Here is a 22,843-nt window from a genome sequence, read left to right on the forward strand (position 1 = left end):
TTCATAATTCCGTGTCAAGCGCCCTACCCTTTGCAATGCAGGATCCGCCGCAGGTGCAGACGCGCAGCCGGTCAAATATTCGCCATGCGGTTGTGAAGGGAGGGCCTAGACGATTGCCTGCAATCCTTTTTGGGCGATATCTCGCCGATAAGATGTGCTAACGTCTGCGCGCTGTAGATGTGTCCTGCCCCTTCTTTCGGGCTTCCAAGGATCCGTACCATGACCAATCACCGCGCTATCTTGCCGGCCTCCAGCCAGCTCTTTGGCCCGGCGGCGATCACGATCACCGTGCGCGGTCGCTTTGCCGTGTCCTCGGCCGATGGCCGTGACCTCACTCCTGGCTATCGCAAGGAACGGGCCCTGCTTGCCCTGCTGGCCCTGGCCCCCGGCCGGCGGTGCGCGCGGGCGTGGCTTCAGGCAATGCTCTGGTCCGAGAAGCCGGCGGACAAGGCGTCGGCGAACCTGCGGCGGGCACTGGCCAACCTGCGCCTGGCCCTCGGGCCTGCCGAAGCGGCGCTGAAGGCCAGCCGCATCGACATCTGGCTCGATGACAGCGTCACCGTGGACAGCACCCCGGTCGGTTCCGGCCCGCAGGAGCTTCTGGCGCAAATCGAGGCGCCGGATCCCGCCTTCGATGAATGGCTCCGTGATCTTCGTGCCGGAGATGTCACGGATCACGATCCTGCCGAACTGACGGGAGGGCCCTTGCGGGCCCCTGCGGCCGATACGCCATGTGGGCACGCGGGGCGCACCGGGACCGTGATCACCATCAAATCGAAAGAGCGCAGCCATGCAGATGATGCGCGCTTCCTTGAGGTACTCCTTATCGACACCCTGTCCTCGCGGCTCGAGGCAGAGGGTGCGGACGCGATCTACGTCGACAGCGATCCCGGTAAAGACCTGCTCGATCGGGCGGCGACCATCATTCACCTCGAGATCACTTCCGTGGTGGCAGGGGGACTTTGGAATGTTCTCCTGCGCGCGCTGGCCGACCACAACCGGCGGTTTTTGTGGTCGGGCCGTCTGCGCCTCGCCGCCGACGTGGCACAGCTGGCGCAGGGCTTCGAAGTTGAGGCGTTCGCCAGCCGGGCGCTGCATCAAATCCAGCTGAAATCCCAGGCCACCAGCCCCCGCAACCCGTCGTCGTTGCTGGTGATGCAGCGGGCGGCGGCACAGCTTTATTCCTCGGACCCCGATCAGTTCCAGCGCGCCCGCACCGACCTGCAGTCTCTGGGCGGAGGCGACAGTGCGCCCGTGGCGCTGGCCTGGCAGGGCTTTGCCCGGCTCGTGGGGCGGCTGGAGTTCGGCGTTGCGGATCGCGACCTGGGGGCCGAGGCAGAGGCGCTGTGCCAGGAGGCAGCGGCACGGCAGCCAGGCAACCCGCTGGTGGCGGCACTCACCTCGCGCATTGCGCTGGACCTGACGGGGGACGGCGAACGCGCCGCCTGGTGGGCCCGGGCCGCGCTCGACGGAGACGACCGCAACCCCTACGCACTACAGGCGGCCAGCCGGGTGGCGATGCTGGAGGGGCGGGCAGATGACGCATTTGCCCGCGCGCAGGAAGGACGCCGTGCCGCGCAGGGCCTGCCCCACGCTTTTGCCTGGGACATGGAGCTGTGCCTCACCGCGCTTGGGATCGGAGCGCTGGATGAGGCGCGGGCCGCGGCCAAAGCGGCGCACCAGCAGAACCCGCAATACCGCGCTGCGCTGCGCTACCTCGTGGCGCTGGACTTGCTGAGCGGTGACACCGAGGGGGCTGCGCGGGCGACGGATCACCTGCGCCGGTTCGAGCCGGGTTTCAGGACATCGGACCTATCGCGGTGCGACTACCCGATGCTGACCCTGCGCAAGCTGGGCTATGCCAGCGCACTGCCGGCCTGATCAGGCACACCGCCCGCGACAATTCCTGCCCGAAGCGCTGCTGCCACGGACGTTCCCGCGATGCGGAACCGCTGCGCGCCCCCATTGCCAAGCGCCGCGCGCGCTCCGAACGGACCAATTGGGCGCTCCGCAAGCCCTGCCCCTGTGGCCAGATCCACCAGCACGGGCTGGGGATTTTGCGGCTTTGCGCCACCACTATAAGGCGCTTCACGCAAAGTGGCCCCATCGCGCCACCCCGCGCCGACCCGCGCAATGGCGGCGGTTTCTGCCACCGTCAGCATGGAGGCCGTCCCAGCCCGGAGCACCTGTACCGATGCGCCGCCGGGATCGCCGAGCTCGAACAGGCCAAGTCGGTCCCGTGGCCGGTAGCCGCGGCTTTCGAACCGGCTGCCGCGTGCGGGTGCGGCGGGATCGGGCTCGAACCCGGTCTCGTCTCGCAGGATCCACGCCTCCGCCCCCGGCAGAGAGATCTGCCACAGCCCGAACGGAGCCCGAGCCACGCGGGCCTTGCGCGCCGCCGTGGCGCACAGCGTCACCCGAGTGCACATCAGACCGCCATGAAGCGAGCGCGTCCAGATCGCACCCGCCGCCCGGCCATTGACCTCGAGCCGCCCGAGCCCCTGCGACACTGGCACCGTCACGCTGCTGCCGTCCGGCGCGGTCAGGGTCAGCGGCCCGCCCCCCGCGGGGTGGATCAGCTCGGCCGTGTTCGGGGAATGGTCGTCCGGCACCAGCCTCCAGCCCAGCGGCTCATCCGCGCCGAGGATGGCATGGCCTTGCGCCTGTCGGTGGTTGCCCATGGGCAGCACCAGCGTGACATCGACGCCCTGCGACCGGATCTCGGTCAGGGCGCCCCGAAGCTGGTCCAACACTTTAGCCGATCCATCAGCGCCGCCCCCCGGCCCGCCGTAGAAGCCGAAGGCGAGCAGCAGGGTCAGCGCGTAGCGCCCGCTTCGCCCTTCCGCCCGGCGTAGCGCGTCGACCTGCCCCACGGCTCCACGGACCGCAGGCACCAGCAGCCCCCGCATGAGCCCGCCAGTGATATCCGTGACCGCCGCTGCAGGCAGCTCCACCGCGTGCAGGCGCGCGTTCCGGGGCGCGGTCGACAGCACCATGTCCGCCATGGCGGTGCCATGGGCCTGAGCGTCTGCCCCAAAGAGCGGTCGTCCGCCCCGCCCGGCTGCGAACACGCTTGACGGCAGCTCGAGCGCCAGCCGGGCGCGGTTGGCACGGTCCCCGGCACGGGTGCCGCCACGGCTTTGGAGGGCCGCCAGACTCTGCGACCCGAGCACTTCATGCGACACCTCCGCTCCGCTGCGCAGCACAAGCCCGCCGCAGGAGGCAAAGCGCGCCCGCCCCGATCCATCGCGGAACGCCGGGTTCCAGAAGGCGATCCCGGCATCGATCACGGCGATCTCCGCAGGATCGGCCCCCGGCGCGGTGCCATGCGCGGTCTGAGGTTTGCCATGCGTGCCGCGTTCACTGGCACCCCCTTCGCTGAGCAGGTCCGGCCCCTGATCGCCCCCCGCGTCGATGGTGCGCGGCCCAAACACCACTGATGCCCGCGCATCGGCCCCCAGCGCTGCGCACAGCCCAGCGAGGCTTTTGGACGACACTGCAATCCCGCCCTCCGGCCGTGCCAACGTCAGGGCGCCATCATCAGCGCGCCGGAACAGCACCGGCAGCGGCGGCGCCGCATCTCCAAGGAATTCGGGCAAGGCTGCCGGCAGAAGGTTGTCGGGCGCCCAATCCGGGCTGAAGGCGTGCGTGTAGCTCAGCATCAGCGCACCCCGGTTTCGGAGGCCACCACGCGCATGGCCGTGGCAAGGATGCCGCTCGCCCCCTTGGCCTCAAGGCCCGCGGGGGCCATGCCTTCGGACCCGCTGACCGGCGGCAGGGCGTCATAGAGACCGCCCTCCCCCGAGCCTGCCCATCCCGAGGCCACGTCTGCCGAGGCGGGTGCCGTCGAGGGCACCCCCAGCCGCGCGGCAAAGACCGGTGCCAGCGCTGCCGCCAGCACCCGCCCCATGTGGCCATCATGTTCATAATGGACCCCCGCGACCACGCGGTTCTCTTCTATCCGGGCGGCGACAAGGCGCAGTTCCTGCGAGGGTTGGCCGAAGATCATCGCCTCCATGGCAAAGGCCAGCGCGTGGGCTTCGCTGGCGTGGCCACTGGGACAGGAGGCGTGGGCAGGCACCGCGATCACCGGGTTGACTGCGGAAGTGAGGTCACTGGGCCGTGGCACGTTCAGCAGGAACTTGGCCTGCACCACCACCTTGCCCGCCGCTGCCAGCACCGCGTCTAGCACCGCCAGTGTCATCGGGTGGCTGGCGCGGGTCATCGGGTAAGCCAGCCCGAGAAAGCTCAGGATGTCGGATTTCTGGATGGTGATTTCCGAGATCCGCTCGGCTCGCAGCCAGCGCCGCGCATTGATCCCTTCGAGCGCGGGTTTTGGCGACACCGGCTTGCCCTTTGCGTCGACGAAAGGTGACGTGAGGGTGCAGAGCACCTCGCCATCCAGCAGCACCTCGACATGCCCATCGGTCTTGGCAGGCTGGACCGCAAGGCCGGCAGACAGCGCCTCGGTCATCATGATGTGACGGTGCAGCGGGATCAGGCGGGACAGGATGCGCTCGGGCGTCTGTTCGGGAGCGATGGCCGAGACATCATCGGGAATTGCATTCGGCAGGGTCAGCGCCACTGCGTCGAGCGCGTGGGCCAGCTGCGCGGGGCTGGCACCGCCACCACCCCCGGCGGTCTGGGTCTGCTGGGTTTGCTGAGTCTGTTGAGTTTGTTGAGTTTGTTGGGTCTGCTGCGTCTGTTGAGTCTGCAGGATCGAGGAAAAGGACATTCTGGAACGCTCCACTGTCGGTTTTGTTTTTCGGCACGTTAGCCAAAGCTCGCCGCTCCGTCACCTCTTCCATTGGTAGATTTCATAGCGGTGAAATCCCGCTAGGAGGGTTGGCCTTGCTTAGGGTCAGTAAGCTCCGTAGGAACAGCAGAGAGACCTTGGCACGGCTTGAGCCATTTCGAACCACACTCCCCCACTGCGAGATCGCGGACCGCGTTCGGCAAACGGCGCTTGATGTGACCAACCAGTACCCGGCGTTTCAGCAAGCCAAGAACGGCGAGGCGTCTGCGCCCCTAGGGGCGGACGAAGATACCGTTGCAGGGGGCGCGGCGCATGTTCCGAGGGCTGACCCATGACGCCTGTCACAAGGTGCGCCGGGGCGATCTGACCATTCTGATACAGCAGCTCACCCAGTCCGCATCGAGCGTGGAATGCCCCTTCCCAGGCGTCTACACCTCTGGTCAGGGGGCGGTGTTCGACGTCACCTTTGCAGGGATGCTCGTGGCCTCGACACCGACGAAAGGGCGAGCCGCGCCGACGAAAGCCCGAGGGCAAGGCATACTTGCGATTTCAACGGCGTCGATCCGAATGCGGTGGGCATGGCAGGTGGGTTCGGACGAGCTGGCCTCCGAGATGGCCGAGGTCGGTGTCGGGGTGCTTCTGCGTGATTGCCATTCTACAAAATCTGACGACCAAGGCGTGCAGCCCGAAACAGCTATCAACCTGGCGACGCCGACCGTATGTCTTCCGGGCATGCCCTTCGCCACCAGCGAGGACAAACGCGCGGAGGCACGGGGCGTTCTGATCGCGAGCACGATGCTGCGCGGCTCAACCACTGTTGCCCAGACCGGCCCTTCCCCCCCTCGCAGTTCATGCTGATCATCAGCGTCCCGCTTCCATAACCGACATGGCGGACATGGCCGATATAGCCCCTTACGCGGACGGGCGGATCAGCGACGGCATGAAGACCATCAGCCAGAACTCCGCCGGACAGGCCAAAAGCGTGGATCACATGATGTGCTGAAGCTACGGCAAGGACCTGCAGAACGGTGCGAACTGCAGGGGCAAGTTCAGCCTTTACCAGGCCCCGCCGAACGCGCGCCTCGTCCGTACCCCGCATGATCCGGTCCCCTACGTGCAGTCTTCGAGGCGTGTCTCAACGCCCACTCATTGTGCTGGGACATAAGCACATCAACGATAAAGGCCTGCCCGGAGGCGGCCGCAACTCCATGCCTGAGGGCTTCACGTGCTTCTACGATGGCGGCACCATGATCGCCGTCACAAGGGAGACGCGCGGAGTAAATGACACTATGGTGTTCGTCTGGGGCAAGGACGGCACCGGCGCCGCGAAGCGGGCGCTCGATCCATGGTTGGCCCACAACCGCTGAGAGCTGTCAGCCGCCATGGGGCCGTTAAGGGAAGTTTCGCGCGGCCAACGACCGGCCCTGCGCCCATCAAGATATCAGCCCCTTGGGGCAGGCCCAAAAAAGCCCCGGCGCAACGAATTGCGCTGGGGCGACCAGGTAAAGCACTGGGAAACGGTCACTCGCCACTCACATGAGGGACGTGCAAATCACTCGGCCTTCATGGCCTCGATCGAGATCTGCACCTCGACTTCGTCGCTCACGTAGGGGGCGAACATGTCGACGCCATAATCAGACCGCAGCAGCGTGGTGGTGGCGAAGAAGCCAAGCCACGGCTTGCCTTCCATCGGGTGCTCGCCGGCCTGGGTCAGCTGAGTGTCGAGCACGACTTCCTTGGTGGTGCCGTTGAGGGTCAGATCGCCGGTGATCTCGGCGGTGTTCTCGCCGGTGACGTTGATCGAGGTGGAGGTGAAGGTAACCATGTCCTCATCGGAGGCGCCGAAGAAATCGTCGCCCATGAAGTGTTCCTTGCGCGGCTCCCAGCCGGTGATCATCGAGTTGACCGGGAAGGACACTTCGACGGACGACGCTGCGGGATCTTCGGCATCGTAGGAGATATCGCCCTCGAAGCCCGAGTACATGCCGAAGCCGGTGGAGTAGCCGAGGTGGTTGTAGGAGAACACGATCTGGCTGTGGCTGCTGTCGAGCGTGTAGCTTTCTGCGGCGGCATTGGCGGCAAGGGGGGCGGCGGCGACGAGACCGGCGAGGAGGAGGGATTTCATTGTCAGGCTCCATAGGGGCTGTGTTTCGTGTATGGGCCTAAGATGGCATGTCTGGGCATTCCGGCAATTGGCGGTCCCCCAACAGGTTCCGTGCGCAAATGAACAGGCGGGTGGCTTGAAATGGACCAACCGCGACGAAAGCTTTCCGGCCCGGCTCGACGCAATGCCAACAGGCCGGACCCTCCCCGCCTCGGGTGCCCACCGCATACGAAAAGGCCGACCCCGACGGTGTCGGACCCGGCCTTTCGGAGGGGAGACAATACAGCCCGACCCGATGCGCCCAGGCGTGTCGTGCGTTCAGGGGCGTTAGAAAGGCCGGTTCAGCGGTGTTGGCTGCGCGCGCCCACCAGCGCACTGAGGCCACCGATCAGCAGGAACAGCGACGAGCCCAGCTTGATGAACATTACGTCCGGCACAGGGGTCGATCCCGGAACCAGCCAGAGCGCGAAAGCCGACAGCGTCATGGCAAGGCCGACCACCGCCAGGGCCACGCGCGCGGCCAATGTTGCCGCTTCGCTTGCAGACCGGGGGCCGGCACATCGGACGAAGGACGGGATGTTGGTGTAGGTCGCGCTCATGATCGTCTGCTCTTTCGTTGATGCGCCTCGCGGGGGACCACGGGCCATGCATTCTGTGTTTTATCTTTCATCAGGTCGGATCAGGGCAAGAATGCGACAGGATGCGGGAAAACTACAGGCAGCCACGCTGCACCGGCACATGTCCGCCCACGGGCCCTGCCCCACATGGCGCGCCACGGGCCCTTGATCCCCGCGCCAAAGCGTGTATACGGCACCTCTCTCCGCGCAATACAGCGACCCGCGCAGACTCTCGTGGACAGGGGCGGAGACAATGCCCTGCCCTATGAAATGCGCCCAGACAGAAATGGAGCTCACATGCCGCTTTACGAGCATGTATTCATCTCGCGCCAGGATCTTTCCAACGCGCAGGCCGAAGGTCTCGTCGAACATTTCGGCACCGTCCTTTCGGATAACGGCGGCAAGGTCGTCGATTCCGAGTACTGGGGCGTCAAGACCATGGCGTTCAAGATCAACAAGAACCGCAAGGGCCACTACGCCTTCCTGCGCACCGATGCACCGGCAACGGCTGTCCAGGAAATGGAACGCCTGATGCGCCTGCACGATGACGTCATGCGCGTTCTGACCATCCGGGTCGACGAACACGCCGAAGGCCCGTCGATCCAGATGCAGAAGCGCGACGAGCGCGAAGGCCGCCGCGAGCGCCGTAACTGATCGCCTGAACGAAAGGACGTACCAATGGCTGCAAAACCGTTTTTCCGCCGTCGCAAGGTCTGCCCCTTCTCGGGCGACAATGCACCCAAAATCGACTACAAGGACACCAAGCTGCTGCAGCGTTACGTGTCCGAACGCGGCAAGATCGTGCCCTCGCGCATCACCGCCGTGTCCGCCAAGAAGCAGCGTGAGCTGGCCCGCGCAATCAAGCGCGCCCGCTTCCTCGCCCTTCTGCCCTACGTCGTGAAATAAGGAGCCAGGCACATGCAAGTCATCCTTCTGGAACGCGTGGCCAAGCTTGGCCAGATGGGCGATGTCGTGGACGTCAAGCCCGGATATGCTCGCAACTACCTGCTTCTGCAGGGCAAGGCGCTGACCGCTTCGAAAGAGAACATCTCTTCCTTCGAAGACCAGAAAGCCCAGCTCGAGGCGCGCAACCTCGAGTCCAAGAAAGAAGCCGAAGCGCTCGCCGAGAAACTTGACGGCCAGCAGTTCGTCGTGATCCGTCAGGCATCCGACGGCGGCAACCTCTACGGTTCGGTCACCACCCGCGACGCGGCTGACCTTGCCACCGAGGAAGGCTTCTCGATCGACCGCAAGCAGGTCATCATCCGCCAGCCGATCAAGGTTCTCGGCCTGCACGAAGTCGAGGTGCACCTGCACCCCGAAGTCATGTGCGTGGTCGAACTGAACGTCGCACGTTCGCCCGAAGAGGCCGAACTGCAGGCATCCGGCAAGTCGATCCAGGACCTGGCCGCTGAAGAAGAGGCCCAGGCCGAATTCGAAGTGTCCCAGCTGTTCGACGACATGGGCAGCGCCGCGGACGAGGACTCGGACATCGTCGAGACCCCCGAAGGCAATTCCGAAGACTGATCCCTACCCGGGACAGCCTCGAAGCCAACACAAGCCGCGCCCCTCACGGGCGCGGCTTTTTTTGTGATCTATATGATATTCACTTTATGGAATTTGCTATGCTAGTATTAAACGGTTTTTCAGATTAAGCATGCTGAATTGGGGACACCAGCCAATGGCAAGATCTTAACCGTCTAAAGTGGTTCCAATTGAAATAGAGCCGCGGACAAAGCAAACGCCAGCGATAGCGCTGCTAGCCATGTAACGAGGATGACGAAGTGACTCTGGAAGAACGTATCGCATCGCGACTCCGTCAATACCGGCAGGCCTCAGGGCTGACCCAGACCGAACTGGCCAATCGCGTTGGCGCGCATACGCAGCAGATATATCGCTATGAATCCGGCGGCAGCCGCATTCCGGCGGCGCATTTGGTGCAGATTTCACAGTCCCTCGGACGCCCCCTGGAAGACTTCTATCAGGAAGGTCAGCCCATGTCTCATGACGACGAGGACGTGATGCGCGATCTGCGCGTGGTGGCCAGCCTCGTGCGCGGCCTCCCCGCCGAGCGCCGGCAAGCGGTCATCGACCTGCTCAGGGCCATGGCGACTCCCCAAGCAACCGGCTCGGCCTGACCAACCGAAAAGCAGCCATCTGGCAGGCCTGCACCGCGGTCTTCAAGAATGGAAAAAGGCCGCCCTCGCAGGCGGCCTTTCCTCTTTCCGCAACCGGACAGGCCGGTCCCGCGCCGGATCAGGCTTCGTCGAGCTCTTCGACAGCCTTCTGCAGCTCTTCCTTGGTCACTTCCTTCTCGGAGACCTTGGCCTGCTCGACGATGTGGTCGATGACCTTGTCTTCGAAGATCGGCGCGCGCAGCTGCTGCTGCATCTGCTGGTTCTGACGAACGAAGTCGAAGAACGCACGCTCCTGGCCGGGGTACTGACGCGCCTGGGACATGATCGCCTGGGTCATCTCGGCGTCGGTCACTTCGACCTCTGCCTTCTGGCCAATCTCGGCGAGCAGCAGGCCGAGGCGCACCCGGCGCTCGGCAAGGGTGTTGTGCTCTTCAGTGGTCTCGATCTCACCGTGGTCGTGACCCTGAACCTCGGGGTTCTCTTCGTGCCACAGCTGATGCGCGATCTGCTTGGCCTCTGCCTCGACCAGCGACGGCGGCAGGTCAAAGCTGACCAGACCGTCGAGCTTGTCGAGCAGGTCACGCTTCATCACCTGGCGCGCGGCGCCGGAGTATTCTGCTTCGAGACGCTCGGCGATCTGTGCCTTCAGGCCGGCCAGATCCTCTGCACCGAACTTCTTGGCCATCTCATCGTCGATTTCGGCGGCGACGGGCTCTTTCACGGCCTTGACGGTCACGTCGAAGACAGCTGCCTTGCCGGCAAGATGCTCAGCGCCGTATTCCTCGGGGAAGGAAACCTCGACGGCCTTCTCGTCACCGACTTTCACGCCGACCAGCTGCTCTTCGAAGCCGGGGATGAAGGAGTTGGAGCCGAGAACCAGCGGGTAGTCTTCTGCAGCGCCGCCTTCGAAGGCTTCGCCGTCGACCTTGCCCACGAAGTCGATCACGACTTGATCGCCATCTTCCGCAGCTGCACCTTCGGCGCGGTCGTTGAAGTCCTGCGCAGTTTCCGCGAGCGATGCGAGCGCTTCGTCAACGGCCGAATCCTCGGCCTTCACGACCAGCTTCTCGACTTCAACGCCGGAGAAATCGACTTCGGGAACCTCGGGGAGCTTCTCGTAGGACATTTCGACGTTGACGTCGTCGCCCTCTTTCCAGTCATCGTTGGTCATCTTGACCTGCGGCTGGAGCGCGGGACGGTCGCCGCTGTCCTCAAAGTGCTTGGACATTGCTTCGTCGATGGATTCCTGCATCGACTCGCCCATGATGCGCTGGCCGAACTGCTTCTTGAGAAGCGGCATGGGAACCTTGCCCTTGCGGAAGCCCTTCATCTCGATGTCGGGTTGCGCTTCCTTCAGCTTGGCGTTGACCTTCGCGTCCAGTTCCTCGGCGGTGAGGACCAGCTCGTAAGCGCGCTTGAGCCCTTCGTTCAGCGTCTCGGTGACCTGCATACCATTTCCCTATGCTTCTTGCAGGGCACGCCGCACGGCGCCCCTCTGCACTGTAGAATTTGCGGTCTTCTATGCGTCCGTGTCCTTCTGTGCAAGGCGCATTTCGCCGCCGCCGCGCAGGTTGCGCAGCCGACTGCAGATGGCACTTGTCAGGGGCGGCACGCTGGCGTAATCAGCAAGGCGTCGCGGGTGTAGCTCAATGGTAGAGCAGCAGCTTCCCAAGCTGATGACGAGGGTTCGATTCCCTTCACCCGCTCCAATCCCCCTCATTTCATATATATTTATCAGACTCTTAGAGTGTGATGTGTCCCATGCAAAAATGGGGCGTGGGACACTTGGGCATCTGCCCCTTGTGCCAGGCGGTGGCGAAAGCGCCCTGTTCCGGCGCTGCGTCTCCTGAACAAGCGGTGGCCCGATGCGCATCGACCGGAGCCGAGGAGATGCCGTTCTACCCTGTAAGGATCTTGATCAGCCGCGCGCGGGGACAGCAGCGCAGGCGAACCGCTTCAGGTCCAACGGTATCGTTGCAGGAGGGTAGCTTAGTGTTGTCTTGGGTAGCGATATGGCAGCGGGCCCTGTCTGGAAGGGCCCGCTGCAGAACAGTGAGCAACTGAACGCGCACCATTGACGGCGTTTATTGAGAGAGTACCGCGAAGCCCCGTCGGGCTCCGCGGTAGATCTGATCAAGCATCGCAACGTGACCAGAAAGGTGACATCGGGAAATGCCACACAACCCAGAGTACACACCGAATTTAACCAATCAACCAGAATAGCGACATCTGAGCGCCGATTTAACGTCGACTTCGGATCGCGCTCATACCAAGCGCGTCATTTACGTCCTGCCGCCCAGCCTCTTCACCCAGCGCGACCAGGCGAATGTGCCGCCGCTGAAGAGGCCGTAGAGCAGCACCGCCAGCATGGTCGATGCGGTATTGATGTCGATGGTGACGAGGCCGGCCGCCTTGTCATAGGCCACGAAGGGCAGCGCAGCGGCGAGGCCCGCCAGGGGCAGCAGGATGAACACCCGCAGCAGCAGGGCGATATGTCCGGTCATGGTAAAGTCCTTTCAGAGATGAGCGGCGCGCGGCCGCATTGAGATGGAAGTGTTCGCGGCGCTCAGGCGCCCTTGAGGGCGGCGCCCGCCAGGTCGCGGATCTCGGCAAGGCGCCAGCGGTAGCGCGTCACCTCGGTGGCCGGATCGGTGGCAGCGATGGGCTGGCCCTGGCGCGCTCCGAGCCATGCAGGCACAGAGAACCCCGGGCAGGCCTTGGCCGCGTACTGGTTGTGGCCTGAGATCTTCAGGCCGGGTCCATGCGCCGCCTGCAGCTGTTCGAGCAGCGCGGTCAGCGCCCCGCCCTGTTCAACGGTGAAGTGATCGGAGAAGGCGTCGGTTTCGGCTGAGCCGTGACCGCCGAGCAGGCAGACCCCGATCGTGTCCGCGTTGTGGCCGATGACATGGGCGCCGGGTGTCTCGACCGGACGGCCCGCCGCGACAGCGCCGTCGCGGTCGACCAGGTAGTGATAGCCTATGTCGTTCCAGCCGTTGCCATCGACGTGCCAGGACCGGATGGCCCGGATCTTGGCCGCCAGCGGCGCGGCGGCAAGCCAGCCCGGGTGAGTGGCGCTGCAATGGACAATGATTTCAGTGATGGTGCGCATGATTTTCTCCCATGCCGAAAGACCCCGCTCGCGGGGTGTGGTGATTGAAATGTCGGAAGGTTCAGCTGGCCGGCAGCAGCCGGTACGGGAGGCCCGCCGTGCGGTCCTCAAGCGTCGCTTCCCCGTCAGCACCGGGACAGCGGTAGGTCAGGGTCAGGTAGACCACGATGCGGCCGGGCCGCAGCACCTTCGGTGGGATCATCTCGACCCGCAGGCGCTGGGTGTTGGTGTCGATCTGGCGGCTCACTGGTCCCTTGCGCGACCGCTCGCCCGGCGTCGGAATGTTGAGCTCATCGGTGAAGATCGGCACCCAGTCGATGAGACGGCACCCCTCTCCCAGCCGCGTTCTGGCGATGACCAGGATCATCACCACGTTGTCGCCCTGCGTCACCGGCTCCTGGATGTAGCTGAGCCCGTCCGGCTGGCGGATCACCCGGTCCTCGCCGTTCGCGCGCGCAACGTCCACCTGCAGCTGCTGCACCGTCGCCTCGAGACGGCGGAAGTCATCCACGAAACCGGAGGCCATGCCATAGATGTCCCGTAGCGGGCCGAGCGTCATCCCCCAGATCAGGCTGCACCCGCCGAAGATCGCCGCGATGGCGCCCATGATCTTGCCCGCCTCGATCAGCCGGCCCCGCCAGCTGCGCGGAAACTCGTCACCGGTCATATGTTTGTCTCCCATTCGGCCTCCGATGGTCCGAGGTCATAGAAAAGCCCGCGCGAGGCGGGCGATGGTCAGCGTCATGCGAGGAAGCAACCACCAAGCCATGATCTCTGCCTCCTCTCCTCAGCTCGGCATCGGCATCGGCGGCCAGACAGGCGCGGCTGGGTCCTCAACCGTCTCCGGCATGTTCCGCAGCGCCTGACGGTACTGCTTCCATGCGGTCACGCCGCCCGGCGGCGAGACATCAGGAAGCACGGACCAGTCACTTTCCAACAACAACTGATCTCGCCGGGCCCTCATCGCAGTCATTGCGTCCGCTTTCAGGTCCTCGGCGGTGATGATCTGGCTCATGTCGATATTGCTCATTCCAGGATCTCCTCGGTGTTGTAGGGCGGCAGCTCGACCGGACCGTCAGGCACGTCGACCAGCGGCTCGGGGAAGCAGGTTTCTTCGGGCGCATTGCCGCCGTGCGGCAGGACGACCGGCACCGTCAGCACGCCAGCCTCGTCACGGGTCACGTCACCGGCAATCCAGTCGCAGTTGATCGCGGCGCGGGGCAACGTCGCACCCGCAGGGAGGGCCGAGAAGTCGAAGGCCTCGCCATTGATGGTCAGGGTGTCGCCGCTCTTGAACAGTTCAAGCTGCGTGTCGAGACGAACGGGGGAGAGGATGATGTTCATCTGGTGGTCTCCTTAGAACCAGCGGCCAATGGCGGTGTAGGAAGCATTCACGTCCACGGTCCCAGCTTCGGCGCGCCACCAGCGGAATTGCACCGTGGTGGACGTTCGCACTGCACTGACCGGGATCGCGTCCCCCGTGGCGATGTCGTTAGTGTCACTATTGACGTTGGGTGAAGCAGCAAACGGCGCAGGAAAGTTCGCCGAGGCGACTGATCCGGATCTGAACCCACCAGCGTATGCAACGCCTATCGCGATAGACGACAGCGATTGCGACCCCCAGCAAATCTGAGTGCCGTCCGCGAGCCGCAGATACGATCCGTTGGCGTTGCTTCCGTATTCAAACAGCCCTCCTGTCGGAGAGCCCCCAGACTGACTGACGGCACCAAGAACGTTGCGGGTGGAGTAATTCTCGCGCCAAGGGTTCCATCCCCCGCCTATGGTGCCCTCACGCTCCCAGGTGCGCATGGAAGCGAAGCCTGCGTTGGCCACAGAGGTGTAGACTTGCTTGATACCTCCGTTGTCGTAACGCTGCACATGAAGGAACCCATACACGCTGGACAGCGCCGCACCGCTGTGTGTGGGACGGACCCCAGCCAATGAGGGGCTGATGGTGCGATACCACCCGTTCGGGGTGTCGAATGCGTCCAGATCGGTCACCGCCGGGGGCGTAAGCGTCCCCAGCCCATGACCACCATTTGTGACCACCTTCCCCCCGGTGGTATCGGTCAGGCTCGCCATGACGGCGGTGCCGATCAGAGGCGCGTCGAGTTGCAACCCGGCACTCGACAGCCGCGCCCTGCGGATGGCGTTCGTGACAAAGTCCAGAACGTCGCCACCGGGCAGGTTCACCCCAGTGTTGCCGTCCGACGCACCACGAACAGACGGCTGTGCATTCGTCCCCACCGGGAAGCGCCCAGCCAAGGTGCCCTCGTTGTGGCCACGCATGGTGTCAATAGCCGAGAAGAGCGCATTGCTGGCCTCTTCCAGAAGACCATCGATGGGAAGGATCTGGTAAACTGCGCCCGTCTGGGTGGACCCCTGATAGGGCGTGGCGAGCGTGATCTGCGTGTTGCTGACCACGACCGCGATCTCATAGAGCCGACCATCCGGCAGGTAGATCGCCTGTCCGAGCTTGACGCTCGCCACCCATGCAGTGCCGGAGCCGGTCACTGTCGTGTTGCCGTTCGTGACGGACACAGTGCCGTCGCTATACCATGTCGGCATGTTCTTACCTCTTGATCTGTTGTGCGAAGAAATCGACCCGGCAGATACGCATGCGCGGACTGCCCGGTTGGAGCCGCGCCCGGAGGCGATAGCGCCGCTGTTCGGTGGCGCTGCGGGTGTCCGCCGTGGCGTGCGTGAACGGGCTCATCTGACCGTCAGCTGCCTTGCCGGGGATAATCCCGGTCGCCGAGAAGCGGATGCCCTCCCACGCGCTCCAGGGTGCCTGTTCGTTGGCGCGATATTGCATCTCGAAGGCAACCAGTCCCCATGCCTCGCTGAGAGGGGCGTCGATGTTGCAGCTGGCCTCAAGCCGCACGCGCGACCCCGCCTCGACATCCAGCGGGTCCAGCGTGACGATCGTCGTGTAGTCGGTGGTGGTCACGAGGACGAAATCCGCGTCGTTCGTCGAGACGTAGGGTTGAGCAAACTCGTGAGACAACGACGACACGGCGCCGGGGATGATCTGACGACCACCGACGAATAGCCGATCCGTAATGATCTCTTCCGCAAAGAGCTGGTCGACCACGGCGGTGTTGATCTGGGCAATGCCGGTGATCTGCACGTAATCCGGCGCAAGTCGAGCCGTGGTCACTGGACCGCTAACACCGTCTGTGACGCTCACCATTTCGAAGACGTTCTGACCGTTCAGACGGAAGACATACCCTGCGGAGATCCCATTAACGCTGGCCTGAGCGAAAGCGGTGGCCGCTGCCATCGCCGTCAGATTGCCGTAGCTGGCCGAGATCTGCTGGTTGACTGCGGCGACGGCCCCGGCAGCGGTGACGCGCGTTGCGGCGACGTTGGAGATCCACGCGTTGTTATCTGCTACAGCCGCCGAAACGATGTCATACTGCGTCGAGAGGGCATGCACCTCGCCGTCGATGCGCTCCACCTGTGTGCCGAGTGTGGACGTGACCTGCGCATTTCCTGCAATCTCGCCATTCGCCTCGATTATGTCGGTCTCGAGTTCGGTGGTGCGCTGCGCCAGCGCGGACAGGTCATCATCTTGTGCATCGACCTGCGTCTGCACGCCATCGATGGCGCTGGCGTTGGCGTCCGCCGCGCCCTGCGCGGTCGAGACGCTGTTTTGCAGGGCAACAATAGACTGCCCCTGCGAGCTCACCGTGCCCTCGACGTTGGTCACGCGGGTGTTGGTCTGCGTGATCGCACTCCCATTGGCCGACACCCCAGCCTCGGCATCTGTCAGGCGCACACCAAGATCCGACACATCACCGCTGACGACATCGAGCCCCTGCTCGGTCTGCGTCATCCGCGTGGTCAGCCCGCCGATGGCATTGCCTTGCGCCTCAGTTTCGCCCTCGGTCGCGCCCATCCGCACTTCGAGTACGCTGACATCCTGAGAGACAGCATCGAGGTCATCGCCAATCAGTGACACCTCGGTGTTCAGACCCGCGATACCATCGGCATTCACGACCACGCCGGCATCGACATCCTCGAGCTGATTACTGAGCTGCGCCAGCGACTGGCCTTGCAGGGTGATGCTGTTCTCGGCGCTGGTCAGACGGGTGCCGTGCTGCGAGATCGCACTGCCATTGGCCGAGACGCCGGTCTCGGCATCCGTCATCCGCACGCCGAGTTCGGACAGGTCGGCAGAGACGATGTCGAGCCCGTTCTCAGCCTGCGTCATCCGCGTGGTGATACCGCCGAGCGCCGTGCCCTGCGCTTCAATCTCGGTCTCGGTCGTGTCCACGCGCACTTCGAGGCCACTGATGTCCTGTGCCACCGCATCCACACTCTGTTCGGTCTGCGTCACGCGGCCGCCAAGTTCCTCCGTCGCCGTGGCGATGGTCTGACCAAGTACCGTCTCGGTCTGCGTGATCTGTTGTGACAGCGCCTCATCAGCCGTGGCCCGGGTGGTCTGCTCCTCGTTGATCGCCGCTTGCGCTTCGCCAAGACCCGCCGACAGCTGACTGGCCTGCTGAGCCAATGCTTCGTCCGCCGTGGCGCGCGCAGTGCGCTCGGACACAATGCTGGCTTGCGCCTCACCGAGCGCCGCCCCGAGAAGCTCGCGCGCGGTGGCCTCGGCCAGAAGACCCTCTTCGACCCATGTGCGCACCTCTTCCAGCGAGACGGCCACCGCATCGCGGGCGTTCTCTTCCGCGGTGAATGCGTTCCACATGTCCACGATGCTGCGCGCGGTGCTCGCACGCTGCTCGCCCTGTAGCTCCCGGACGGACGACACGATCAGCGTGCGGCTCGCGGCCTCTGCAGTCAGGCCCTCCTCGTTCCGCGCCACGCGGCCCGTCAACTCGGTGACAGCGTCTGCGGTGCCCTCGGCCTGCCCACTGACACCATCGAGGTCGGCGCTGATCTGCGTGATCGACTCCCCAAGGGCCTCGTCCTCGGCGGCACGCACGCGCAGCTCATTGCGGATCTGCGCGTTCGATGTGTCCACTGCAGCGCGCAGCTCGGTCACATCTGAAGCAATGGCCCGGTCCTGCTCGTCGATATACGCCTGCTGTTCCGAGCGCGCCTGCGCCTCGGACACGCGGATAGCTTCCTCCGCCTCGTAGCGCCCCCACATATCCGCGATGGACCGCGCGGTCAGATCGTTCAGGTCTCGGGAGATGATGCGAGACGCCTCGACCGACTGGCGGATCGTCGCCCCATCCGGCAGGGCCTCGATCACCTGCTCGGCGGCGGTGAGGCGAGCCGTGTACGGGCCAAACTCAACTTTCGTTACGCGTTCGGTGATCTGCCCCTGCAGGCTTTCGAGCGTGCTGGTGACGCTCGTCATGGTGACGAGGCCGCCGTCAACTCTCAGTGCCGAGGCATGCTCCTCGAGGGTTCCATTGACCCCATCGAGGGTAATCCCGACCTCCCGCACATCTGCGATCAGATCATCAAGGTAGTGAAGCTGCGACGGGTCCGTGATGGCCCGGAACACCTCCTGATTCACATAGGCCTGGGTCGCTGACAGCTCGAGTTTCGCCGTGGCTGCATCGAGGTTCACTCGAACCTCAGAGACCTGATCTTGCAGGTACTCGAAGGCCTCGATTTTGACCGTGCCGTCCTCGGGATTAACGTAGATCCCGGCGCCAGTCAGGCGCTGGTCGGTGGACCACTGCAGGTCTGCCAGCGCCATCATGCGCTGCATCAGATCACGCCCGGTCTGCTCGACGGACCGGATGCGCGGCAGGGTGTCGGTGAGGCGCTGCTCTTCGGCCTCGATGCGCGTGGACAGCGGCACCGGCGCGGTGAGCGGGCCAATAGAGCGCTCGATGGCCTCCGCCAGCGGCAGCCCGCCGAAGTCGCCAAAGGCCCCGAATGTGCTCTGCACCGTTGCAATTAGCTCCGCGACGGTTCCTGTAGCATCCTCAATAGCCACGTCGTGCCGATCAAAGGCCGTGTCGATCCGCTCGCGCAGCTCATCCGCGATGTCGTCCCCCGTAAGGCGCAGATCCGGCGTCGTCACCGCCATCCAGCCCGACCAGCGGCGCAGGTCCGGCGCGCCGGTGACAAAGCTGGCACGAACCTCATAGGCGACATCAGGCAGCAGGCCGTCCGAGAGGGTGATCGGGGTTTCCGACGCCTCGGCAAAGCGCCCCTGGTGGATCACCTCGCCGGTCGCGGCCACGCGCAGCTGCCACGTCACGCGAACGGTGCGGTTGGCGGGCGCGACCCACGACAGGCGGATGGCCGGGCGGCGGGCGGTGCCATCAGCATCGGCGATGCTGGCCGGCACGGCGGACGCAACAATCGCGGGCGGGGCCGGTGCGGCTGTCGTCGCCGTAACATCGGCGGGCGCGGCAACCCAGCCGCGTGTCTTGCCCTCGCGCCCGGTGGTCCGGGCCTCAACGCTGTAGCTCACACCCTCATCCAGCGCGCCGGTGAGCAGGCTGTACTCGCCCGCCGGAACGGTCTCGCCGTAGGTCCAAGGCGTCTCGTCCTCATCCGCCTCGCGCCAGCGCAGCTGCACCGTCACCCCGTCGATGTCCGCGCGGGACGCAACGGGGGCCAACTGCACCGCGATGCGCGGGCGCACCGACAGGTCTGGTAGCACAATCTGGGTGCGGTCCGACGAATAGGCCGCGGTGATGACCGGCGCCGGCGGCAGGTCCGAGGTCGCGGGGCGCGGCAGAGTGATGACCGGGTTGTAGGGCGGGATCTCGGAGGTGGCCGCGTCCAGCACCCAAGGCGCGGCATCCACCACCTCGATCAGCGCGGTCTCGTCCGCCTCAGGGCGCACCGCCATCACCAGCATGTCGGCGCTGCGCTGCTCGGTCTCCTCGATGGCGACGAGGTCACCAACGTCGATGTCACCCTCGACCACCCCCACCGACGGGTTCCAGACGCGGGCCTGCGGGTCCACCGGCGAGGCCACCGCAAAGGCATGAATGCCCCCGCTGACATTGCGCACCACCATGCGGAAGCTGGCCTGATCGAAGTCGAACACGTCATCCAACGTGATGCTGGTGATAAGCCCGCCCTCGATCGTCAGCGCCTTCACACGCGCTTCGCCCACGCCAATCAGGGGCACGTCATGCACCAGCCGGATCTTGTCGCCCTGCTGGATGTGGATGCTTTCCCAGTCCGCCTTGAACGAATGGGTCTCCGGGCGATGCAGCGCCGTGGCGAGGTGGTAGCGGCCAAGCCGATAGGTGTTGCCCTCGTCCTCGTCCTCGGCCGTCACGACCGTGCCGGGCAGCTGCAGGGTCTCGAGCTCGGTGGCGGTCTGGCGGGTGTAGCCGTCCATCAGCACCAGCACCTCGTCCTCCTGCCAGTCCAGCCGCTCGGAGCGAACCATGGCGCGGAAGCCGTGGATCTCGCGTGGGAAGGTCAGTTTCGAGCGGTAGTCCCAGCTGTTGCGCGGGGTGAACACCTGGCGCACCGGCCCCGCCGCCCCGTCGCGCACCACGCTGTAATGCAGGTCAGCCAGGGTACGGCGGGCCCGCCCGGCGGCGCAGATAATGTCGAGCACGTCCGCCAGCTGGGTCGCGGTATCCACCACGTAATCGCAGGTCCAGTGCGGCTCCTCTGCGGCCCAGGCATAGAGCGCTGCGAGGTCGATCCGATCATCCGTCACCGGGCGGCGCAGATGCGGGCCGCGCAGGGCCTGCGCGTAGAGCCATGCCGGGTGGCGCACCGGGCGCGGTTCGGTCCACTGCAGGTTGCCGTCGAGTTCCGGCGCCAGCTGCTGCACGATGGCGTTGAGGCTGTCGATCCGCCCGTTGAGCTGGTCGTTGGCCTTGATGCGCAGGGCGATCTCGGCAATGCCCTCGTGGCTCGGCAGCTTGCCATCGCGGAAGGACCGGATCGCGGTCAGATAGCCCGCGTTCTGGTCTCCGGTGTCGTCGTCGATACGGTCCAGCCGCTCGACGCGGATGGCATATTCGCCCGGCTCCGGGAACGTGATGTCATAGCTGTAGCGGCGCAGGGTGGTGGATTTGGCCTTGTAGGTCTTCTGCCCCGCCGAGATCCACGCCCCCTCGTCCACGCCGCTTGCGATGGGCTGGTAGCTGAAGCGGAAGCTGGCCTCGTGCTTGCCCACCTCGCCGTCATTGGTGTCGTAGAGGCCGCTTGTGAAGCTGATGTCGACGCTGGCCGAGACGGTCTGCTCGCGGGTGTAGCGCACCACCGGCGCATCGCGGTCCGGAAGATCGTTGTAGCTGTCCTCGGCCACGTCGCTCGGGTAGAGCCGCATGGTCTCGGCCCCCTGCCGCCAGCCGGGCTGCGGCTGCTGGTAGGTGCCGCTGGTCTCGGTGATTGCCACGAAGTCGCGGCGGTCCCCGGCAAGGAGATACAGCGGCGGCGGGTTCTCAAGCGGCGGTGCTGCAACGGCGCCGGCAATGCGCAGCCGCCAGCGGCGGGACACACCATCCCCGCCGAAGTCATCAGAGGCCCACTCGATGCCCGTGGTCTGGCCCGGCCAGGTCTGCACCTGTGTCCATGCGCCGCCGTCTTCGGACACATCCAGCGCGAGATCGAAGGAGCCGCCCGCATCGCCGCAGGTCACGTCCGCCAAGATGCGCGCGCGGCTCACTGCATCCGCAGGCTCGAAGATATAGCTGTCGCCCACATCCTGCAGCCGGGCGCGCGGCGTGTGCGCCTCCTCATTCCGGGTCGGCACCAGATCCGCAAGGTCGGGCATCGCCGCGAGGGTGCGCTCGCGGTCGATGTTGAGCATCTCGAGCTCGACCCCCTTGAACTCCCAGATCGGGGTATTGCCGATGCGCAGATCCTCAAGCATCACCCCCGCATCTCCACCCCAGCCGAAGGTCATACGGGCGCGGTAATAGATGTCTTTGCCGACCGTCTCGGAATAGCCCGAGGCCGTGAGCGTCGGATACATGCGGTGACGGCCGAGGACGGTCGGATAGACGCCATAGGGATTGGCTGCGTTGGCGGTGCCGGTGATCGCGTAGTTCTGCGGCCCGCCTGCCCCGCCCTGCTGTGCCGGCGGGATCAGGCTGTTGATCGCAAGCGCGCCGACAACGGTGACCGCGCCCACGGTCAGGGCGTAGGCTGTTGAGGTCGCGGAAAGACCCAACGCCGTGCCAGCAAGCCACGTCGCGGCATGCGGCAGGGCAGCCGAGGCGATCATGCCGACAAGCGCACCGCCCTCCTGCGGCGGATAGTAGGCTTCCACGCGGGTGCCGATGGTCGGGCGGGTCCTGGCCCACATGTCGAGCGGGACGATCGAGGCATTCGCGCCGCGGATCAGGCACACCACCGGCGGGCCGTACCGGCGCATATCCATGTTCAGCTGACGCACAATCTCAGCCACGGAAGTGCCAAGAGGGGCATAGGCCGAGATCAGGTCACGGCGCAGCGGGTGACGGTTGCCCGCCACCTCGATCATGGTCTGATCATCCAGCAATTCTGTAAATCCCTTCCAGGCGGCCACCCCATTCGGTGCCGCGCCACCGCTCGATGCGGCTGCAGTGCTCGTGGTCATCGAGCGTGTGGAGCATGTCCCGATCGCTCAGGGCATAGCCAAGGTGCAGCGGGCGCCCCCGCATCACGAAGAGAAGCACGTCCCCCTCTTGGGCCCGCTCCACTGTCGTGAAGTCGGTGCGGTAGCGATCCACCACCCCGAGGCGCACGGCGCCGGCCATGTCACAGGCCGGATCCGTGATCTCGCGCCCGAACCGCAGGCGCTGCAGCGCGAGCCACAGCCCGAGGCAGTCGAACGCCACCGGCCCCCGCCCACGCTCCGCGTAAGGCAGGCCGATCCAGTCATCGGTCCACATTGGGAATGCCTTTCAGATGTAGCTATGAGCTACCCATCAATTGACAGAAGGATCATTGCAGCTTATAGCTACAACAATGAAGAACGTGACCTACAAGCCCGCCGCTCTGAAAAGCCTGCGCAAGATGCCGCGCAACGAAGCAGAGCGCATCCGCTCCAAGGTCAGCCAATACGCCGCCGACCCGGACGCGCAGACGAACAACGTCAAAGCGCTGAAAGGCCGTGAAGGCATCCGGCTTCGCGTTGGAGATTGGCGCGTCATCATGGACGATCAGGGCGAAGTTCTGGACGTTCTCAAGATCGGGCCGCGCGGCGGCGTTTACGACTGAAGGAGGCAC

Annotated in this window: 21 protein-coding genes and 1 tRNA gene; 9 read left to right on the forward strand and 13 right to left on the reverse strand. The window is 65.0% G+C overall.

Features of this window, described 5'->3' with window-relative positions; all coding sequences use genetic code 11:
- Positions 1-219: 219 nt before the first annotated feature.
- The gene (locus IEX41_RS00920; protein ID WP_188787930.1) at positions 220-1,881 is read left to right on the forward strand and encodes an AfsR/SARP family transcriptional regulator; all 1,662 of its coding nucleotides are present in this window, start codon (positions 220-222) and stop codon (positions 1,879-1,881) included.
- Here the strand turns inward: IEX41_RS00920 and IEX41_RS00925 are convergent.
- Positions 1,857-3,662, reverse strand: a complete 1,806-nt coding sequence (locus tag IEX41_RS00925) for a hypothetical protein (protein ID WP_188787932.1) — start codon at positions 3,660-3,662, stop codon at positions 1,857-1,859. The genes IEX41_RS00920 and IEX41_RS00925 overlap by 25 nt on opposite strands.
- On the reverse strand, positions 3,662-4,735 hold the full coding sequence (locus IEX41_RS00930; protein WP_188787934.1) for a phosphatase PAP2 family protein: 1,074 nt from the start codon (positions 4,733-4,735) through the stop codon (positions 3,662-3,664). The genes IEX41_RS00925 and IEX41_RS00930 overlap by 1 nt, the downstream gene beginning before the upstream one ends.
- A gap of 333 nt (positions 4,736-5,068) precedes the next feature.
- On the opposite strand from IEX41_RS00930, the gene IEX41_RS00935 reads away from it, so the two are divergent.
- Together IEX41_RS00935 and IEX41_RS00940 are read left to right on the forward strand one after the other, a co-directional pair.
- Positions 5,069-5,614 carry a hypothetical protein gene (locus IEX41_RS00935; RefSeq protein WP_188787936.1) on the forward strand — a complete coding sequence of 182 codons (546 nt, stop codon included), beginning with the start codon at positions 5,069-5,071 and terminating at the stop codon, positions 5,612-5,614.
- A 350-nt stretch (positions 5,615-5,964) separates the two neighbouring features.
- Positions 5,965-6,123, forward strand: a complete 159-nt coding sequence (locus IEX41_RS00940) for a hypothetical protein (protein WP_188787938.1) — start codon at positions 5,965-5,967, stop codon at positions 6,121-6,123.
- 185 nt (positions 6,124-6,308) lie between these two features.
- On the opposite strand, the gene IEX41_RS00945 is transcribed toward IEX41_RS00940, so the two are convergent.
- Positions 6,309-6,881, reverse strand: a complete 573-nt coding sequence (locus IEX41_RS00945) for a YceI family protein (RefSeq protein ID WP_188787940.1) — start codon at positions 6,879-6,881, stop codon at positions 6,309-6,311.
- A gap of 320 nt (positions 6,882-7,201) precedes the next feature.
- Entirely contained in the window at positions 7,202-7,459 is a 258-nt protein-coding gene (locus tag IEX41_RS00950) for a hypothetical protein (RefSeq protein WP_188787941.1), read from the reverse strand.
- A gap of 315 nt (positions 7,460-7,774) precedes the next feature.
- On the opposite strand from IEX41_RS00950, the gene rpsF reads away from it, so the two are divergent.
- From rpsF to IEX41_RS00970, 4 genes are all read left to right on the forward strand, one after another.
- Positions 7,775-8,131, forward strand: coding sequence for a 30S ribosomal protein S6 (rpsF, locus tag IEX41_RS00955; protein WP_188787943.1), 357 nt, complete (start codon positions 7,775-7,777; stop codon positions 8,129-8,131).
- 24 nt (positions 8,132-8,155) lie between these two features.
- The gene (gene rpsR, locus IEX41_RS00960) at positions 8,156-8,383 is read left to right on the forward strand and encodes a 30S ribosomal protein S18 (protein WP_188787945.1); all 228 of its coding nucleotides are present in this window, start codon (positions 8,156-8,158) and stop codon (positions 8,381-8,383) included.
- A gap of 12 nt (positions 8,384-8,395) precedes the next feature.
- A complete protein-coding gene (gene rplI / locus IEX41_RS00965; RefSeq protein ID WP_188787947.1) occupies positions 8,396-9,004 on the forward strand; it encodes a 50S ribosomal protein L9 in 609 nt (202 codons plus the stop codon).
- Between the two features lie 257 nt (positions 9,005-9,261).
- Entirely contained in the window at positions 9,262-9,615 is a 354-nt protein-coding gene (locus IEX41_RS00970) for a helix-turn-helix domain-containing protein (RefSeq protein WP_229672862.1), read from the forward strand.
- Between the two features lie 118 nt (positions 9,616-9,733).
- Here IEX41_RS00970 and tig read toward each other — a convergent pair whose 3' ends face one another.
- Complete coding sequence (gene tig / locus IEX41_RS00975) at positions 9,734-11,065, reverse strand: trigger factor (RefSeq protein WP_188787949.1); 1,332 nt, start codon at positions 11,063-11,065, stop codon at positions 9,734-9,736.
- 185 nt (positions 11,066-11,250) lie between these two features.
- Between tig and IEX41_RS00980 the strand changes: the two genes are divergently transcribed.
- Positions 11,251-11,324: transfer RNA gene (locus IEX41_RS00980), tRNA-Gly, on the forward strand.
- A 573-nt stretch (positions 11,325-11,897) separates the two neighbouring features.
- Here IEX41_RS00980 and IEX41_RS00985 read toward each other — a convergent pair.
- From IEX41_RS00985 to IEX41_RS01020, 8 genes are all read right to left on the reverse strand, one after another.
- Positions 11,898-12,119 (reverse strand): hypothetical protein, encoded by a 222-nt coding sequence (locus IEX41_RS00985; protein ID WP_188787951.1) that lies wholly within the window; start codon positions 12,117-12,119, stop codon positions 11,898-11,900.
- 62 nt (positions 12,120-12,181) lie between these two features.
- Positions 12,182-12,724: an N-acetylmuramoyl-L-alanine amidase gene (locus tag IEX41_RS00990; protein ID WP_188787953.1), complete on the reverse strand. Its 543-nt coding sequence runs from the start codon at positions 12,722-12,724 to the stop codon at positions 12,182-12,184.
- Positions 12,725-12,785: 61 nt separating this feature from the next.
- Positions 12,786-13,406, reverse strand: coding sequence for a hypothetical protein (locus tag IEX41_RS00995; protein WP_188787955.1), 621 nt, complete (start codon positions 13,404-13,406; stop codon positions 12,786-12,788).
- A 105-nt stretch (positions 13,407-13,511) separates the two neighbouring features.
- Positions 13,512-13,754 (reverse strand): phage tail assembly chaperone, encoded by a 243-nt coding sequence (locus IEX41_RS01000; RefSeq protein WP_188787957.1) that lies wholly within the window; start codon positions 13,752-13,754, stop codon positions 13,512-13,514.
- Positions 13,751-14,068, reverse strand: coding sequence for a hypothetical protein (locus tag IEX41_RS01005; RefSeq protein ID WP_188787959.1), 318 nt, complete (start codon positions 14,066-14,068; stop codon positions 13,751-13,753). Before IEX41_RS01005 ends, IEX41_RS01000 begins: the two co-directional genes overlap by 4 nt.
- Before the next feature lie 12 nt (positions 14,069-14,080).
- Positions 14,081-15,292 carry a pyocin knob domain-containing protein gene (locus IEX41_RS01010; RefSeq protein ID WP_188787961.1) on the reverse strand — a complete coding sequence of 404 codons (1,212 nt, stop codon included), beginning with the start codon at positions 15,290-15,292 and terminating at the stop codon, positions 14,081-14,083.
- A gap of 4 nt (positions 15,293-15,296) precedes the next feature.
- Entirely contained in the window at positions 15,297-22,133 is a 6,837-nt protein-coding gene (locus IEX41_RS01015; RefSeq protein WP_188787963.1) for a host specificity factor TipJ family phage tail protein, read from the reverse strand.
- Positions 22,123-22,506, reverse strand: coding sequence for an NlpC/P60 family protein (locus IEX41_RS01020; RefSeq protein ID WP_188787965.1), 384 nt, complete (start codon positions 22,504-22,506; stop codon positions 22,123-22,125). The genes IEX41_RS01015 and IEX41_RS01020 overlap by 11 nt, the downstream gene beginning before the upstream one ends.
- A gap of 76 nt (positions 22,507-22,582) precedes the next feature.
- On the opposite strand from IEX41_RS01020, the gene IEX41_RS01025 reads away from it, so the two are divergent.
- Complete coding sequence (locus IEX41_RS01025; protein ID WP_188787967.1) at positions 22,583-22,834, forward strand: type II toxin-antitoxin system RelE family toxin; 252 nt, start codon at positions 22,583-22,585, stop codon at positions 22,832-22,834.
- Positions 22,835-22,843: the final 9 nt, after the last annotated feature.

The sequence above is a fragment of the Salipiger pallidus genome (assembly GCF_014643635.1).
GTDB classification, from domain to species: domain Bacteria; phylum Pseudomonadota; class Alphaproteobacteria; order Rhodobacterales; family Rhodobacteraceae; genus Salipiger; species Salipiger pallidus.